Below are 15,883 nucleotides of genomic sequence, written 5' to 3'. Positions count from 1 at the left end.
CTCATTCGACTATTCCAGGAGACACGTTATGGCCACCCTCGACACTCTCGACCTTTCCGCGGGCTTTGCCGCCGATCTGGTGCAAGCCACCGAAGCCGATGCCGTCACCGGCTACCGCCGCTTCCGGCTCGGTGAATTCGAATTTCAGCGCGACGAATATTTCGTGAAGATCTGCTGGCCCGCGAAAGGCCAGACGCGCACGCATGCGATGCCGGCGGACGCATTCCTGCGCGCAATGATGCGCGACGTGGCATGGGGCTTCTTCTACGGCTGGGTGAACTTCGACCACGTGTTCGGCACGCGCAATCACTACGGCAAGGTGGACATGTATGCGGGCACCTTCAACGGCATCCTGAAGGACGCCGGGGTCGACTACACCGAGACCTTCGACACGCCCACGATCATGGCGACCTTCAAGGCGATGCTGCACGACTGGACCAACGAAGGCTTCGACCCGTTCGCGGCGCCGGAGGAAACGGGCACGGCGTTCGGGCGCAAGCACGGCGAAAACGGTTCGGCGATCGAGCGCACGCGTATCGCGACGCGCCGCATGCCGGGCCTCGAAGGCGATTCGCCGCTGCGTGACGACCTGCCGGTCAACCGCGCGTTCGTCGACGTCGCGCAGGACGAACCGGAAGTGCATGTCGAGCCCGGCTTCGAAGGCGAGCTGCACGCGTTCAACCTGTTCAAGTACCTGTCGCGCTCGGACGTGACGTGGAATCCGTCGGTCACGTCGGTGTGCGGGCGCAGCCTGTTCTGCCCGACCACCGAGGAATTCATCCTGCCGGTGTTCCACGGCAACGACCGCGTCGAATGGTTCCTGCAACTGTCCGACGAAATCGTGTGGGACATCGGCGACAAGAACACCGGCGCGCCGCGCGCACGCGTGACGATGCGCGCCGGCGACATCTGCGCGATGCCTGCCGACATCCGGCATCAGGGCTATTCCACGAAGCGGTCGATGCTGCTGGTCTGGGAAAACGCGACGCCCGACCTGCCGCAACGCTACGAGAGCGGCGAGCTCGCGCCGTATCCGATCGCGTTCTGAGCGGCGCGTCAGTTTCCGCTTCAAGCCTTACACCGAGGACGATTCATGCAAACCCAACTCTTCATCGACGGGCGCTTCGTTGACGCCGTCGACCGCGGCACGATCGACGTGCTGAACCCGCACGACGGCTCCGTCATCACGAAGATCGCGGCCGCCACTGCGGCCGACGTTGATCTGGCCGTCGAAGCCGCGACGCGCGCGTTCCCCAAATGGTCGGCCCTGCCGGCCGCCGAACGCGGCCGGTTGCTGCTGCGCCTGGCCGACGCGATCGAGGCCAACGCCGACGAGCTGGCGCAGCTCGAATCGCTGGACACCGGCCACCCGATCCGCGATTCTCGCTCGCTCGACGTGCCGCGCACGGCCGCCTGCTTCCGCTACTTCGGCGGCATGGCCGACAAGCTGCAAGGCTCGGTGATTCCGGTCGAAGCCGGCTTCCTGAACTACGTGCAGCGCGCGCCGATCGGCGTCGTCGGCCAGATCGTGCCGTGGAATTTTCCGCTGATGTTCACGAGCTGGAAGATGGGCCCGGCGCTCGCCGCCGGCAACACGGTGGTGCTCAAGCCGTCGGAAATCACGCCGCTGTCGACGCTGCGCATCGTCGAGCTGATGGCCGAGGTCGGGTTCCCCGCAGGTGTCGTCAATATCGTCCCCGGTTATGGGCAGTCGGCCGGCCAGCGGCTCGCCGAACATCCGGGCGTCGGCAAGATCGCGTTCACGGGATCGACGGCCACCGGCCGCCGGATCGTCGAAGCGTCGCAGGGCAACCTGAAGCGTGTGCAACTCGAACTGGGCGGCAAGGGCGCCAACATCGTGTTCGACGATGCCGACCTCGACGCGGCCATCAACGGCGCCGCGTGGGCGATCTTCCACAACCAGGGGCAGGCGTGCATCGCCGGCTCGCGTCTGGTGCTGCACGAGCGCATCGCGGATGCGTTCCTCGAGCGCTTCGTGGCACTCGCGTCGTCGATCCGCATCGGCAACCCGCTCGATGCGAACACCGAGATGGGGCCGCTGACGTCGAAGCAGCACCTCGATCGCGTGCTGTCGTTCGTCGACGTCGCGCGCGAACAGGGCGGCCGCGTGCTCACGGGCGGCAGCGCACCGCAGGATCCGGCGCTCGCCAACGGCTACTACGTGCGCCCGACGGTCATCGAGGCAAGGAGCGCGGCCGATCGCGTCGCGCAGGAAGAAGTGTTCGGCCCGTTCGTCACGGTGCTGCGCTTCGGCAGCGACGATGAAGCGCTGGCCATTGCCAACGCAACCGAATACGGGCTGGGCAGCGGCCTCTGGACCAAGGATCTCTCGCGGGCACACAAGATGGCATCGCAGATCAACGCGGGCATGTGCTGGATCAACTGCTACAAGCGCGTCAATCCGGGCAGCCCGTTCGGCGGCGTCGGCCAGTCGGGCTACGGCCGCGAGATGGGCTTCGAGGCGATGCACGACTACACGGAAGCGCGGTCGGTGTGGGTCAACGTCGACGGCAACGTGCCGCCGCACTTCAAGCGCTGAGGTTCGCCATGGATCGCTTCGTCTATCAGGGCACCCCTTCCCGCGTGGTGTTCGAATGGGGCGCGCTCGACAGGCTGCCGGACGAGCTGTCGACGCTCGGCGCCCGCCGCGCGCTGATCCTGTCCACGCCCGAGCAGCGGCCGCTCGCCGAGCGCGTGGAGGCGATCCTGGGTGAGCGGGCCGCCGGCATCTGTGCGCAGGCGGTCATGCACGTGCCGATCGAGGTCGCGCACGCGGCGCGCGAGATGGCCGGCGAGCTGGAGGCGGACTGCTGCGTCGCGATCGGCGGCGGGTCGACGATCGGGCTCGGCAAGGCCATTGCGCTCGAATCGGTGCTGCCGATCCTGGCCGTGCCGACGACGTATGCCGGCTCGGAGATGACGCCGATCTTCGGGCTCACGGAAGGTCGGCTGAAGCGCACCGGGCGCGACGCGCGCGTGCTGCCGCGTACCGTGCTCTACGACCCGTCGCTGACGCTGTCGCTGCCGCCGGACATTTCGGCGGCATCGGGCATCAATGCGATGGCGCATGCCGTCGAGGCGCTCTATGCGGAAGACGCGAACCCGGTGATCAGCCTGATGGCCGAAGAATCGATCCGCGCGCTCGGCGAAGCGCTGCCCGTGGTAGTGCGCGATCCGCGGAACCGCGAGGCGCGTAGCCGCGCGCTGTACGGCGCATGGCTCGCGGGAACCTGCCTGGGTGCGGTCGGCATGGCGCTGCACCACAAGCTGTGCCACACGCTCGGCGGCACCTTCAACCTGCCGCATGCACAGACGCACGCGGCGATGCTGCCGCACACCGCGCACTACAACCACGCTGCCGCGCCCGATGCGCTGCGCCGCGTGGCGCGCGCATTGGGCGGGAACGACGCAGCCGAAGCCGGCCCGCTACTGTTCGCGCTGAACGCGCAGCTCGGCATCGCGCCGGCGCTCGCCGACCTCGGGATGCCGGAGGCGGGCCTCGACGAAGCGGCCGACCTCGCGTGCCGCAATCCGTACGCGAATCCGCGGCCGATCGAACGCCCGGCGATTCGCGCGCTGCTTCAGCACGCATGGGAAGGGCGTGCGCCGCAATGAACGGCCCGACGCGTCAACGGAGACAGAGATGAGCCATGACCACCATGACGACGACGCCAGGCTGACCGGGCAGGTCGTCGCCAGCTTCGACGGCACGCCGAGCCCGCGCCTGCGCGCGCTGATGCAGAGCCTCGTGCGGCATCTTCACGCGTTCGTCCGCGAAACGGAGCTGACGGAGGCGGAGTGGATGGCCGCGATCCGCTTCCTGACCGAGACCGGGAAGAGGTGCGACGACGCGGTGCGACAGGAGTTCATCCTGCTGTCGGATACGCTCGGCGTCTCGATGCTGGTCGATGCGATCAACCATCGCTTCGCGACCGGCGCAACGGAAACGACCGTGTTCGGTCCGTTCTATATCGAGGGGATGCCCGATCGCGCGTATGGCGAGAACATGGCGTGTACGCCCGGCGTGCCGGCAGTCGTGCACGGCCGGGTGCTGACCACCGACGGCAAGCCGGTGGCGAACGCCGTGCTCGACGTGTGGCAGACGGCGGAAAACGGCATGTATTCCGGCCAGGATACGGCGCAACCGCACGGCAACCTGCGCGGCCGCTACCGCACCGACGCCGAAGGCCGTTACGCGATCACGACGATTCTGCCGATCAGCTATCCCATTCCGACCGACGGCCCGGTCGGGAAGATGCTCGAAGCCACCGGGCGTCATCCGTGGCGGCCCGCGCATCTGCACTTCATGATCGACGCGCCGGGCTGCCGTACGCTCGTGACGCATCTGTTCGACGAGGACGATCCCTATCTGAAGTCGGACGCCGTGTTCGGCGTGAAGCCGTCGCTGATGGTGGCGTATCGCCGGTGCGACGCGGACGACGCGCTCGCCCGTCAGTTCGGCCTGACCGGCCCGTATCGCGAAGTGACGTACGACTTCGTCCTCGACCGGAGCTGACTGTCATGGCGCGATTCTTTGCGGTGTTTGCAACGGACCAGCCGGGCATGCGCGACGTGCGCGATCGCGTGCGGCCGCGTCACCGGACCTACCTGCGCTCGGCCGACCAGCACGGCGTGGTGGTGCGGCTCGGCGGCCCGACGCTGGACCCGCACGGCGACGCGATGAACGGCACGCTGCTCGTTGTGGAGGCGGACGACATTCAGGCGGTGATGCAGTTCATCGGCAACGATCCGTATGTGAAGGAAGGGCTGTTCTCGCGCGTGGAAGTGCGGCCGTGGGACTGGAGCCTCGGTAACCCCGAGCAGCGAGTGTGAGAGATGGACGCACGACAACTCTGCCGGTTTTCCGATGTGCCCGACGGCGGCGCGCGGGTCGTCGATGAAGCCTGCATCGGACGTCCCGTGATCGTGGTGCGACGCGGCGAGCAGGTATGGGCGTACGTGAATCGTTGCCCGCACTTCTCGGTGCCGCTCGATTTCGTACCGGGCAGCGTGTCCTGTTACCGGTCGCAGGTATTGATGTGCGCCCATCACAGCGCGCTGTTCCGGTTCGACGATGGCGTGTGTATCGACGGGCCGTGTTCGGGATCGGCGCTGGAGACCGTGGTTGTCGAGGTGGACTCCGCTGCGTGGATCATCTATCGGGGCGCTTGATTCGAGTGCTTCGATGCGTATGGGCGGGGCCGGTCGATAAGACGGTAATCGTATTGATAAATCAGTAAGACTAATCATATTTCGGGTGCGGGTCAGTCAACGCCGGACACCGGAATGAAGGCGATTTCTTGTGAAGCATCGAACGAGCACCTGCCACGTAGCGGGTGGCAGCCTCGCATTTTCATAAAAAAGACGGAGACGCAATGAAACTCAGGTTTGGAGCAGTGGCGATTCTCGCCGTGGCGCAAGGCGCATGGGCGCAGAGCAGCGTGACGATGTTCGGTCTGATCGACGCCGGCATTTCTTATGTCAGCAACGAGGGCGGCGGAAAAAACGCCAAGTTCGACGACGGCATCTACGCGCCCAATCTGTTCGGCTTTCGCGGCACGGAGGATCTCGGTGGCGGATATCGCGCGACCTTCGCGCTCGTGAACCAGTTCTCGATGGCGAACGGCAGCATCATCGGGACGGGGATTTTCGGGCGCAACGCGTACGTGGGCCTCGAAAGCGACCGGTTCGGCAGCATCACGCTGGGCAATCAGTACGACTTCATGGTCGATTCCCTGTTTTCAAGGAACAACGCGATTTCACGGGATATCTCGGGGCTGTACGGCTTCCGGAATGGCCCGTTCCAGCGCCTCGCGCTTCCCGGTAATCCGACCGGTGCGTTCGATTGGGATCGCACGGCGGGTAGCAAGCCGATCGCGAACTCCGTCAAGTACAGTTCGCCGACGGTGTCGGGTTTTTCCGGCGGCGCGATGTACGCGTTCGGCGGGGTGGCCGGATCAATCGGGGCGGACAATGCGGTCAGCGCAGGGCTGAACTACGACATGGGGCCATTCGGGGTGGGCGTGGCCTACACGAACGAGAAATACGGTCCCGCACCCGGCGTGCCGTCCACCAGCGTGCGCAACTGGGGCGTCGGGATGCATTACGACTTCGGTGTCGTGACCGCGGATGCGCTGATGACCACCGTGCACAATTCCTTCAACGACGCCGGGGTGTGGATGGCCGAAGCGGGCGGGCTGTGGCACGTCAGGCCGGACGTCGTGCTGGGCGCGAAGTACATGTACATGAAGGGCAATGAAGCGGTGAACAACAACCACGCTCACCAGGTCAGCGTGGCGCTTCAGTACCTGTTCTCGAAGCGGACGATGGTGTATGTGTCGGCCGACTACCAGCGCGCGAACAACGGCGCGGATGCGCAGGTCAACGGCGTGCTGGATCCGAACGGGGCGTCGAGCTCCGCGAGTCAGACCGTGGCGCGGATCGGGTTACATACGGTGTTCTGACGGAGCGGGTGGAATGGGCATCCCGTTCCGCCCCGCCTTGTGCCTTTGCGCTACCTGGCAGGCGCGGCGGCCGTCTTCGCGTTGTCCTGCGCTGCCGCCAGCGCCGCGTCGGCCGCTTGCGCGCGCTGGATCGCCGGACGCGCGAGGATACGGTCGATGTACGCGCGCACCGTCGGCGTCTCGGGCATCAGCTTGAACAGCGTGATCCAGTTTAGCGCCGCGCCCCACAGTACGTCGACGGCCGTCAAGCGCTCGCCCAGCAGATAGGGCCCCTTGGCCAGTTGCGTCTCGATCGCGTTGACGACGGTATCGAAGTCGCCATAGGGCGACGTGGCGTACGGTGCGGGCGGGCGGTTCATCGAGCGATCGACGATGGCCGGCTCGAAACACGAACCGTAGAACACCATCCAGCGCAGATAGGGCCCCCGCAGCGCATCGCCTGCCGCTGGCGAGAGACCGGCTTCCGGATACAGCTCGGCCGCATACAGGTAGACGGCGGCCTGTTCGGTGACGATCACGTCGCCGTGGCGCAGCGCGGGCACCTTGCCCATCGGGTTGGTGCGCAGGTAGTCGGGGTCGTGATGCTTGCCGCTCGACAGGTCGAATGTGTGCAGTTCATAGTCGGCGTTCAGTTCTTCGAGCAGCATGCGGGCGCCGGCCGAGCGGCTGCGCGGCGCGTGGTAGAGGATCAGGTGACGGTCTGGTTGCATGGCGGGCTCCGGAATGCGGTCGGGGAGAGGGAACCCAATGTAGGACGTCCGTGCGTCGCCGTCTTGGAAAAATCCGCTGTGGCGGTGCATCATCGTGACATCGCCACTACCGTCCACATCATGTCCGACTTGCGCAAGGTGACCACTACCCCGAAGGGCGTGGTTGGCCCACGGGCTGCCCGGCAGCGCTTCCGCCTGAATCGCTACTACCCGTGTGCGGAACTGGCCGGCGTGCTGGATCACCACTGGATCGTCGAATGGGATTTGCGCGACCAGCCGCCCCATGTGCAGCGCACGCTGCCGTATCCGTGCGTGAACCTGGTGTTCGACCGGCGGCGCACGGGCATCTTCGGTGTGGTGTCCGGTGCGTTTGAAACCACGCTGGCCGATGCGGGGCGCGTGATCGGCGTGCGCTTCCGGCCCGGCGCCTTTCGTGCGTTTTTCGGCAAGCCCGTGCATTGGATGACCGACAAGGTGCTGCCGGTGTCGACGCTGTTGGGTGGTAGCGATGCGGAAGCCGAGGAGGCGGTGCTCGGTGCGCCGGACGATGCCGGTATGGTGTCGGCCGCGGAGTCGCTGCTGCTGCGGGTGCTGCCGCCGCCCGATCCGCAGGTCGAACGCATCCACGACATTCTGCAGATGCTGCAGCAGGATAGCGGTCTCACGCAGGTGCGTGACCTGGCCGAACGTGCCGGCCTGAGCGAGCGCACGCTGCAGCAGCTCTTTTCCGGCCATGTGGGCGTGACGCCGAAGTGGGTGATCTGTCGGTATCGGCTGCATGAGGCCGCGGACAAGCTCGCCGGCGGCGATGCGGTGGATCTGGCGGAGTTGGCGCATGCGCTCGGCTACTTCGACCAGGCGCATTTCACGCGCGACTTCCGCAAGCTGGTGGGCAAGGCGCCGGCCGAATACCGGCGGGACGACTCGCAGCAGTGACGTCGCCCGGGCATCCGTGGGGGAGCCTCGGCCCTCATGTAAGATGCGCACAGCTTTACCCGGTCTTGAGAGGGGCCGGTTCTCGCGCAACAACGGCAATCAGCCGCACAACAACAAGGAAGCCACGAGATATGCCGGGGATTCCCGCTGAAGACTTTTCTGTCTGGCACACGATCCTGACCGTGGCCCGACATGCACCGTCGCCGCACAACGTTCAGCCGTGGCGCGTGCAATTGATCTCGGACGATTACGCCGAACTGTTCATCGACGGCACGCGCACGCTGCCGAAGGAAGACACGACCGGTGCGTTCCTGTTGTCCGCGATGGGCATGTTCATCGACGCGATCGATCTGCTCGCGGCGCCGCACGGCTTGCGCGTCGAATGGCAACTGCATCGCCCGGTGCAGGTATTCGCGGCCATGCTGTCGCAGCCGACGCCGCCGGGGCTGATACCGTTCGCCGCGTTGCGGCTCGTTGCCCACGCGAACGCGGACGCGTCGCGCGACGATCCGTCCGCGCTGATGCTGGCGCGCCGCACGTCGCGCGTTTCGATGGATCCGACACCGGTACCGGACGCGGCCGTCGCGCAGCTGGCGGCGCTCGCCGACGAATGGGGGCATCGATATACGCACCTGTCGGGTGCGGAACTGATCGAGCCGATCATCGCGACGAACATCGACGCCGTGTTCCATGACATGAACGTCGCGGACTACCACGACGAGATCACCGGCTGGTTTCGCTTCACCGAGCGTTCGACGGCCCGGCACCGCGACGGCCTCGACTGGCGCTGCATGAACCTGTCGCGGGCGGAGTTCTGGATGTCAGCGCGTCTGTCGAAGATCCTGACGTTCAAGCCGACGCGCTTCTATTTCAAGCGCCGCTATCGGTCGCAACTGGGCCACGTACCGGCGATCGGCGTGTTGAGCGGCGATTTCTTCAATCCGGAGAACGCGATCGAATCGGGCCGTTTCCTGCTGCGCTTCTGGCTCGCGCTGACGAGCCTCGGCCTGTACCTGCATCCATACGGCAACCTGGTCACGAACCCCGAGGCCGCCGCGTGGTTCAGCGCGCATACCGGAGTCGACCGGGCCTGGCTCGTGTTCAAGGTCGGCTACTCGCGTACGCCGCCGCAGAGCCAACGCAGGGCGCTTGCCGACATCCTCGTCGATGCGCCGGTTCCGTTCCACTCGCCGAGATCCGCATGAACACGCTCATTCGCCTCTTTCTCGAAGCCGTCCTCTGGACGCTCTGGTTCCTTCGTCGCGTGATCAGCGTCGACGGACGTCTCTATGTATTCCTCAACGCGCCGATCTTTCAGCCCTATCTGGCTTATGTCGGCCGCATGCGCGCCCGCGTCGCGTTCCTCAAGGCGAGCACGTCGTGCCCCGCGTACATCGAGTTCCTGAAGGCCGAAGGCTACAAGGCCGGCGGCACATGGCGGCTGTCGGACCTGCCCGCCATGACCAAGGAGAACTACATCAAGCGCTATTCGATCGAGCAGCGCTGCTATGGCGGCGCGATACCGAAGTCGGGCGTCGTCATCGACGAATCGTCGGGATCGACCGGCCAGCCGAACAACTGGGTGCGCAGCGCGGCCGAACGCAGCGACGTCAAGCGCATCCTGCAGCTGAACTATCAGCTGGTGTTTCGCGACTCCGGCAAGATGCTGCTGAACTGCTTTGCGCTCGGGCCGTGGGCGACCGGCATGAACGTATCGATGTCGCTCGTCGACGTCGGCATCATGAAGTCGATCGGCCCGGACAAGGCCAAGCTGATCAACACGCTGAAGCTGTTCGGGCCGAAGTACCAGTACCTGATCTTCGGCTACCCGCCGTTTATCCGCTCGGTGGTCGACGAATGCGACCTCGACCTGACGCCGTATCACATCGATTTCATCGTCGGCGGGGAAGGGTTGTCGGAAGCGTTGCGCGACCATCTGCTGCGCAAGGCGAGCACGGTGATCTCGTCGTATGGCGCGTCGGACCTCGAGATCAACATCGGTGTCGAGACGCCGACGACGATCGGCCTGCGGCGTGCGCTGCTGAGTCGCCCCGAGTTGTGCCGCGAACTGTTCGGGCGCGATACGCCGCCGATGATCTTCCAGTACAACGCGCTCGATTACGTGATCGAGACGAATGACGACGGTGAGCTGCTGGTGACCATCGGGCGGCAGTCCGGCGCGGCGCCGAAGATCCGGTACAACATTCGCGATTCGGGTGGGACGTATCAATTCCGCGAGCTGAACAAGCGTCTGTCGGCGCATGGCATGCGCCTGACGGACTTTGCGTCACGCACCAGCCATTTCCCGTTTCTGTTCGTGTACGGGCGTAACGATTCGAGCGTGCCGTTCTATGGCTCGAAAGTGTTCCCGTCGGATATCGAGCAGGTTCTGTCCGCGTCGCCGGTGCTGCATGACGCGATCAGCACGTTCCAGCTCGCGACGACCGAGGACGCGCAATTGACGAGCTTCCTGCATGTCCATCTTGAGCGGGCTTTGGGGAATGGGTCGGTGCAGCTCGACGATGCGGCGCTGCATGGCGAGATATTCGAAGGGATGAAGCGCGTGAATCAGGATTTTCGCGAAGTGTCGAGATTGTTCGACCCGAAGCAGGTGATCGTGCACATGCACGATCACGATACCGGGCCGTTTCAGGGGCGGGATATTCGGATCAAGAACAAGTACATCGCGTGAGGGTGGGGCGATGCGCTCGGACACGCGTTGCCTGATGGGGGGCGTGAGGGTCGGATCGGCGGCGCCGTCCGGCCAAGGTACTGCTTTCCCGGCACTTCTTGCCCGATATCTGTTTTTCGGTATAATGAACCATCGTTCGAGATGTCGAACGTGAGAAGTCAAGCATCCAGAGTCGGATTCTTCGACGCCAACCTGCCCTCCCGGGCAAGGTGGACGCCTCTGAGGCGATGCGGCCGATTTACGGCAACGAAACGGGAGCAGCATGGCTGGCACCGGTTCGATAACCAATCATCCGGAGCAACCATGAGCCAAATTTCCTCCGCTTCCCGCCCGGCAGTCTGTGAAGACTGGTCGCAGTTCCTTCCTGGTTTTACGTTGACGCATACGGTTCATCTCGTGTCGAGACGGAATCCGGGCATTGTCTCGACTGCGGCGGCTGTGCTCGAAGGTGAAACTGCTACGGTTGATCGTTGGGCCATTACCCGCTGTGGTGATGTTCTTGAGCAGAAAATCGTTCTCGGGGAAATGACGGAAAGGCAGGCGGTGCGGCTGCGTGAACGGCTTGCTGGGCTCGATGGTGTACTGCGCACGAGGGTGGAGCATCATTTCGTGCGGGGTGGGTCAGCTGCGTCCGAGAATGCGTCGGGGAGCGGTTGTTAGGCGATGGCAGTGCGACCTGTCGCCCCTGAGCTTGAACGTTTCTCACTGCCAGCCAAGCTAACGAGCGTTCACATACGACTTCCTCGACATGTTTCGGAGACGTAGTCTTCAAAACTAAAGTGCCAGTGTCATCTGGTAGCCAGAGCTCTTGAGCGACGCGTTCGACCGCCCGGAGATTTCCTCGCCGCGCTGAGCACCCGTCGATGCATAGAGCCCGACGGAGTGTATCCGTGCGTGAATCTGGTGTTCGATCGGCGGCGAACCGGTCGATCTCGCGGAGCTGGCTTATGCGCTCGGGTATGTCGATCAGGCGCATTTCACGCGCGATTTCCGCAAGCTGGTGGGGAAGGCACCAGCGGAATACAGGCGGGAGGATCGGCAGGAGTGAGGTTGCGGTTTCGCGACGGGCAACTGAATGTCACCGCCCCCGCCCGTCGCGCCGCTGCTCGCTTGTCGTGGATTGTTGTAGTCTGGGCAATACGATAGTGTGGCGCGCCGGCCTGTCGCCCAACTGACAATGAACCTATGATGTGTCGCGCAGGCGATCGGTGAACTCGAACGGTTGGTACGTTACCGATCGTTTGATCCTGCCGATCTCATAGTCGACCGATCCGCCAGAAAACCAGGAGTTGTCGTGTCTCACCGGAGATCCTTGTTGGGCCGTCTGAATGGCGCGTGCGTCGTCGCCGTGGCGATCATGCTGGCCCCAGTCGCGACGCGTGCAGCGGCCGACGATGTCAACGAAACGGCGAGCGTCGCGCCTGCCGTTTCGGCCAACACGCCGCTCACGCGGCCGATTGTCGGCGACGATCCGGTTGCGATTCGGGAAGCACTGGAGAAGCTGCACGTCAACAGCGCGTCCCCGTCCCTGAGCGATCGCGTCCGCAGCCTGATCCCCGGCGTGGTCGACAAGCATGGCCAGAACGCCGACCTGGCTGCGGTCAACCTGGATCGTGAGGTAACTTTCCTGGTGCCGGCGTCGTACGGGCTGCGATATCAGTCGCAGAAGCATCTGTTGAAGGTGAACGTCGACCTGGTCGACGCCGACGGCGAAGGCCGGACAGGCATCCTGCTCAGAAAGGTCATTACCGGGCCGCGAGGGCGAGGGCTCGTGATCGCACCCGAGGCGAAGGCGAAAGGCTATATCCAGCAGATCGACATCATCGAACTCGATCCCGGAAAAGGCAGGAAGTCCACTGTGCGCGGCCGCGTGAGGCTGTCACCCGCTGCGTACGCGCAAACGCATGGCGGGTTCGTGTTCGCTCTTTCCGGGCGTCTGGTCCGGCCGTACCTGACCGAACACATCGAGCACGCCGAGCCGAGCAACGACGAGCCGACCGACATCACGACGAGGACTTCGAGGTTGTACCTGGATATCGAATCCATTTTGCTCGTGAGTCCGGCGAGTGGTGCGGTGTTGTTGAAGAAGCGGAGTCTCTCGAAATAGCGGGTTTCTTGCGCGAGTCTTTGGCCGGTAAAGGGGCTCCGCAACGGAACATTCGAGCGTGCGGGGTTGAGCGAGCGCACGCTGCAGCGGCGTTTTTCCAGCGATGTGGGCGTGATGCCGAAGCGGGTGATCTGTCGATACCGATTGCATGAGGCCACCGTCCGGCTCGCCGGCGGCGAGCCGGTCGATCTCGCGGAACTGGCTCATGCCCTCTCGGGTATCTCGATCGGGCTCGCTGGACGCGCGATATCCGCGAGCTGGCGGGGAAGACTCGGGCAGAGTATCGGCGGGAGCATGGTCGCGAGTGACGCCGCAGCACACGGCGGTGCCGCAACGTCAGGCCGGATGGTGCTGCTGCGGAAACAGGGCGACGTCAGCCTGATCGTTGCTCGGCTGCGATGCGGGCAAGTCATTCCTGAAAACTTCTCGCGCTGCGCGTTGTCATGCCCGACCCGAATCGCTGATTCGGAGACCCTCACTCCACCGTCACCGACTTCGCCAGATTCCGCGGCTTATCAATATCCGTCCCTCTTGCCAACGCAGCGTGATACGCGAGCAGTTGCATCGGCACCGTATGCAGAATCGGCGAAAGCGGCCCGTAGTACTCATTGAGCCGAATCACCTCGATCCCCTCGCTGGGCACCAAACCGCAGTCCACATCCGCAAACACAAAAAGCTTGCCATTCCGCGCACTGACCTCATGCATGTTCGACCGTAGCTTCTCGAGCAGCATGTCGTTCGGCGCGACCGCAATCACCGGCATTTCGTTGCTGACGAGCGCCAGCGGCCCATGCTTCAGCTCCCCAGCCGGATAAGCCTCCGCGTGAATATACGAAATCTCCTTCATCTTCAGCGCGCCCTCTAGCGCGATCGGATAATGCATCCCGCGCCCGAGAAACAGCATGTTGTCGCGCCTTGCGAGCAGCTCCGACCACGCCATGATCTGCGGCTCGAGCGCGAGCACCTTCGACATCGCATCGGGCAGATGCCGCAGCGCACGCAGATGTTCCTTCTCCTCGTCGTCGCTTAACCGCCCGCGCACCTGCGCAAGCGACAACGTCAGCAGAAACAACGCAACGAGTTGCGTCGTAAAAGCCTTCGTCGAAGCCACCCCGATCTCGATCCCCGCACGCGTCACGAACTGCAGCGCACATTCGCGCATCAACGCACTCGTCGCGACGTTGCAGATCGCGAGCGTATGCATCATCCCGATACGCTTGGCGACATGCACCGCACCGAGCACGTCGGCCGTCTCGCCGCTTTGCGACACTGCGACGACCAACGTGCGCGGATTCGGCACACTGTCGCGATACCGGAACTCGCTGGCAATTTCCACGCTGGCCGGCAGCTTCGCGATGCTCTCGATCCAGTATTTCGCCGTGAGCGCCGCGTGATAGCTACCACCACACGCGAGCAACAAAACCGAATCGACGTCATTGAAAACCCGCCACGCACCGTCACCGAACAGCTCCGGCATGATCGAAGACACATCGAGCAACGTATCGGCCACTGCCTGCGGCTGCTCGAAAATCTCCTTCTGCATGTAGTAGCGATACGACCCGAGATCGGCCGCACCGCTATGCGCGGCGACCCGTTGCACCGCGCGCTCGACGCGCTGGCCGGCCGCGTCGACGATCCAGTAGCGATGCAGCTGGATATCGGCAACGTCGCCGTTCTCGAGGTAAGCGATCCGATCGGTGATCCCCGACAGCGCAATCGCATCGGACGCCAGAAAATTCTCGCCTTCGCCGACGCCAACGACGAGCGGCATCCCGTCGCGCGCGCCGACGATCCGGTGCGGCTCGTCGCGACACATCACCGCGATCGCATAGCTGCCGCGCAGTCGCGCGACCGCGCGCCGCACTGCATCGAACAGATCGCCGTCATACAGGTGGTCGATCAGGTGCGCGATCGCCTCGCTGTCGGTCTGGCTCGCGAACACGTAGCCATGCGCCTGCAATTCCGCGCGCAGTTGATCGCAGTTCTCGATGATCCCGTTGTGCGACAGCGCGATGCGCGCATTGGCGTCGCTCGGCGAGAAGTGCGGATGCGCGTTGAGCGTGACGGGCGCGCCATGCGTGGCCCAGCGCGTATGCGCAATGCCGGTGTAGCCCGACAGCACTTGCTCGGCGATCTCGCGCTGCAGGTTCGCGACGCGGTCGACGCTGCGGGCGCGCGCCAGCGCCCGGTCGCGGTAGACCACGACGCCGCACGAATCGTAGCCGCGGTATTCGAGCCGTTTCAGCCCGTCGACCAGGTTCGGCAGGATGTCCCGCTGGGCGACCGCCCCGACAATTCCACACATATCGCGCTCCGTAAATGTCCTGTCTGGATCAGTGAGAGCGATGGTAGAGCGGCCTAAATGGAATTAAATTTCAAAATACAATTACAAATGAAATGAATGGCAGATCGTCTATCATGTTGAAATTAAATTTCACGTCCTGACCGGAAGGAGCCGCCGATGGCCGGCATCACCCTCGACGATCTCGACCTGCGCATCCTCGCGATCCTGCAGGACGACGCGTCGGTATCGAACCTGCAACTGGCCGAGCGCGCGCTGTCGTCGCCGCCCACCTGCATGCGCCGCGTGCGGCGGCTGATGGAGGCCGGCGTGATCCGCCGGCAGGTCGCGGTGCTCGATCCGGTGGCGATCGGCACTGCCGTCACCGCGCTGATCGAGATCAGCCTCGACCGGCAGACAGCCGAAGACTACGACGCGTTCGAAGCGTACGTGTGCGCGGAGCCGGCCGTCACGCAGTGCTATCGCGTGTCGCCGGGGCCGGATTTCGTCGTGGTGGCCGATCTGGCCGACGTCGCCGAATACGACGAATTCGCGCGACGCTTGTTCACCGGCGCGTCGAACGTCCGCAACGTGCGGACGTTCTTCTCGACACATCGCGCGAAATTCGAAGCGAACGCGCGGGTTGCGCATGCGATGCGCACGCGCGCGTAG

At 64.4% G+C, this 15,883-nt stretch carries 16 protein-coding genes and 1 riboswitch; of the genes, 14 read left to right on the top strand and 2 right to left on the bottom strand.

The window, feature by feature from the left end:
- Positions 1–28: 28 nt before the first annotated feature.
- The 7 genes from BDO18943_RS11575 (at position 29) to BDO18943_RS11545 (ending at position 6,485) form a co-directional block, all read left to right on the top strand.
- On the top strand, positions 29–1,048 hold the full coding sequence (locus BDO18943_RS11575; RefSeq protein WP_043178619.1) for a hydroxyquinol 1,2-dioxygenase: 1,020 nt from the start codon (positions 29–31) through the stop codon (positions 1,046–1,048).
- A 45-nt stretch (positions 1,049–1,093) separates the two neighbouring features.
- The gene (locus tag BDO18943_RS11570; protein ID WP_175022402.1) at positions 1,094–2,560 is read left to right on the top strand and encodes an aldehyde dehydrogenase family protein; all 1,467 of its coding nucleotides are present in this window, start codon (positions 1,094–1,096) and stop codon (positions 2,558–2,560) included.
- A gap of 8 nt (positions 2,561–2,568) precedes the next feature.
- A complete protein-coding gene (locus BDO18943_RS11565) occupies positions 2,569–3,636 on the top strand; it encodes a maleylacetate reductase (protein ID WP_175022401.1) in 1,068 nt (355 codons plus the stop codon).
- Positions 3,637–3,664: 28 nt separating this feature from the next.
- Positions 3,665–4,537, top strand: coding sequence for an intradiol ring-cleavage dioxygenase (locus tag BDO18943_RS11560; protein ID WP_175022400.1), 873 nt, complete (start codon positions 3,665–3,667; stop codon positions 4,535–4,537).
- Positions 4,538–4,542: 5 nt separating this feature from the next.
- Positions 4,543–4,854 carry a YciI family protein gene (locus BDO18943_RS11555; protein WP_043178613.1) on the top strand — a complete coding sequence of 104 codons (312 nt, stop codon included), beginning with the start codon at positions 4,543–4,545 and terminating at the stop codon, positions 4,852–4,854.
- A gap of 3 nt (positions 4,855–4,857) precedes the next feature.
- Positions 4,858–5,193 carry a Rieske (2Fe-2S) protein gene (locus BDO18943_RS11550; protein ID WP_175022399.1) on the top strand — a complete coding sequence of 112 codons (336 nt, stop codon included), beginning with the start codon at positions 4,858–4,860 and terminating at the stop codon, positions 5,191–5,193.
- A 203-nt stretch (positions 5,194–5,396) separates the two neighbouring features.
- Positions 5,397–6,485: a porin gene (locus BDO18943_RS11545; RefSeq protein WP_175022398.1), complete on the top strand. Its 1,089-nt coding sequence runs from the start codon at positions 5,397–5,399 to the stop codon at positions 6,483–6,485.
- Between the two features lie 50 nt (positions 6,486–6,535).
- Here the strand turns inward: BDO18943_RS11545 and BDO18943_RS11540 are convergent, their stop codons facing one another.
- Positions 6,536–7,195 (bottom strand): glutathione S-transferase family protein, encoded by a 660-nt coding sequence (locus tag BDO18943_RS11540; protein ID WP_175022397.1) that lies wholly within the window; start codon positions 7,193–7,195, stop codon positions 6,536–6,538.
- Between the two features lie 120 nt (positions 7,196–7,315).
- Here BDO18943_RS11540 and BDO18943_RS11535 point away from each other — a divergent pair, with 120 nt between their 5' ends.
- The 6 genes from BDO18943_RS11535 (at position 7,316) to BDO18943_RS11510 (ending at position 12,930) form a co-directional block, all read left to right on the top strand.
- Positions 7,316–8,131, top strand: a complete 816-nt coding sequence (locus BDO18943_RS11535) for a DUF6597 domain-containing transcriptional factor (protein WP_175022419.1) — start codon at positions 7,316–7,318, stop codon at positions 8,129–8,131.
- Positions 8,128–9,336: a nitroreductase family protein gene (locus BDO18943_RS11530; protein WP_260865335.1), complete on the top strand. Its 1,209-nt coding sequence runs from the start codon at positions 8,128–8,130 to the stop codon at positions 9,334–9,336. The genes BDO18943_RS11535 and BDO18943_RS11530 overlap by 4 nt, the downstream gene beginning before the upstream one ends.
- Entirely contained in the window at positions 9,333–10,823 is a 1,491-nt protein-coding gene (locus BDO18943_RS42615) for a phenylacetate--CoA ligase family protein (RefSeq protein ID WP_175022395.1), read from the top strand. The genes BDO18943_RS11530 and BDO18943_RS42615 overlap by 4 nt, the downstream gene beginning before the upstream one ends.
- 157 nt (positions 10,824–10,980) lie before the next feature.
- A riboswitch (SAM-I-IV-variant riboswitch) is annotated at positions 10,981–11,084 on the top strand.
- A gap of 42 nt (positions 11,085–11,126) precedes the next feature.
- Positions 11,127–11,483, top strand: coding sequence for a hypothetical protein (locus BDO18943_RS11520; RefSeq protein WP_175022394.1), 357 nt, complete (start codon positions 11,127–11,129; stop codon positions 11,481–11,483).
- A 238-nt stretch (positions 11,484–11,721) separates the two neighbouring features.
- Entirely contained in the window at positions 11,722–11,871 is a 150-nt protein-coding gene (locus BDO18943_RS11515) for a helix-turn-helix domain-containing protein (protein ID WP_407649803.1), read from the top strand.
- A 309-nt stretch (positions 11,872–12,180) separates the two neighbouring features.
- Positions 12,181–12,930, top strand: a complete 750-nt coding sequence (locus tag BDO18943_RS11510) for a hypothetical protein (protein WP_374101767.1) — start codon at positions 12,181–12,183, stop codon at positions 12,928–12,930.
- 475 nt (positions 12,931–13,405) lie between these two features.
- Here BDO18943_RS11510 and glmS read toward each other — a convergent pair whose 3' ends face one another.
- Positions 13,406–15,235 carry a glutamine--fructose-6-phosphate transaminase (isomerizing) gene (glmS, locus tag BDO18943_RS11500; protein ID WP_175022392.1) on the bottom strand — a complete coding sequence of 610 codons (1,830 nt, stop codon included), beginning with the start codon at positions 15,233–15,235 and terminating at the stop codon, positions 13,406–13,408.
- 156 nt (positions 15,236–15,391) lie between these two features.
- Between glmS and BDO18943_RS11495 the strand changes: the two genes are divergently transcribed.
- Complete coding sequence (locus tag BDO18943_RS11495; RefSeq protein WP_175022391.1) at positions 15,392–15,883, top strand: Lrp/AsnC family transcriptional regulator; 492 nt, start codon at positions 15,392–15,394, stop codon at positions 15,881–15,883.

It is taken from the genome of Burkholderia aenigmatica (genome assembly GCF_902499175.1).
Lineage (GTDB): Bacteria > Pseudomonadota > Gammaproteobacteria > Burkholderiales > Burkholderiaceae > Burkholderia > Burkholderia aenigmatica.
Note: the sequence above shows the minus strand (reverse complement) of the source record. Positions and strands in the feature narration are given on the sequence as shown.

Bases quoted from the DNA above. Each gene is read 5' to 3' on its own strand.
- BDO18943_RS11520 (WP_175022394.1), top strand. From the start codon at position 11,127: ATGAGCCAAATTTCCTCCGCTTCCCGCCCGGCAGTCTGTGAAGACTGG.
- BDO18943_RS11550 (WP_175022399.1), top strand. From the start codon at position 4,858: ATGGACGCACGACAACTCTGCCGGTTTTCCGATGTGCCCGACGGCGGC.
- BDO18943_RS11575 (WP_043178619.1), top strand. From the start codon at position 29: ATGGCCACCCTCGACACTCTCGACCTTTCCGCGGGCTTTGCCGCCGAT.
- BDO18943_RS11540 (WP_175022397.1), bottom strand. From the start codon at position 7,195: ATGCAACCAGACCGTCACCTGATCCTCTACCACGCGCCGCGCAGCCGC.
- BDO18943_RS11565 (WP_175022401.1), top strand. From the start codon at position 2,569: ATGGATCGCTTCGTCTATCAGGGCACCCCTTCCCGCGTGGTGTTCGAA.
- BDO18943_RS11560 (WP_175022400.1), top strand. From the start codon at position 3,665: ATGAGCCATGACCACCATGACGACGACGCCAGGCTGACCGGGCAGGTC.
- glmS (WP_175022392.1), bottom strand. From the start codon at position 15,235: ATGTGTGGAATTGTCGGGGCGGTCGCCCAGCGGGACATCCTGCCGAAC.
- BDO18943_RS42615 (WP_175022395.1), top strand. From the start codon at position 9,333: ATGAACACGCTCATTCGCCTCTTTCTCGAAGCCGTCCTCTGGACGCTC.
- BDO18943_RS11555 (WP_043178613.1), top strand. From the start codon at position 4,543: ATGGCGCGATTCTTTGCGGTGTTTGCAACGGACCAGCCGGGCATGCGC.
- BDO18943_RS11510 (WP_374101767.1), top strand. From the start codon at position 12,181: ATGCTGGCCCCAGTCGCGACGCGTGCAGCGGCCGACGATGTCAACGAA.
- BDO18943_RS11570 (WP_175022402.1), top strand. From the start codon at position 1,094: ATGCAAACCCAACTCTTCATCGACGGGCGCTTCGTTGACGCCGTCGAC.
- BDO18943_RS11545 (WP_175022398.1), top strand. From the start codon at position 5,397: ATGAAACTCAGGTTTGGAGCAGTGGCGATTCTCGCCGTGGCGCAAGGC.
- BDO18943_RS11495 (WP_175022391.1), top strand. From the start codon at position 15,392: ATGGCCGGCATCACCCTCGACGATCTCGACCTGCGCATCCTCGCGATC.
- BDO18943_RS11535 (WP_175022419.1), top strand. From the start codon at position 7,316: ATGTCCGACTTGCGCAAGGTGACCACTACCCCGAAGGGCGTGGTTGGC.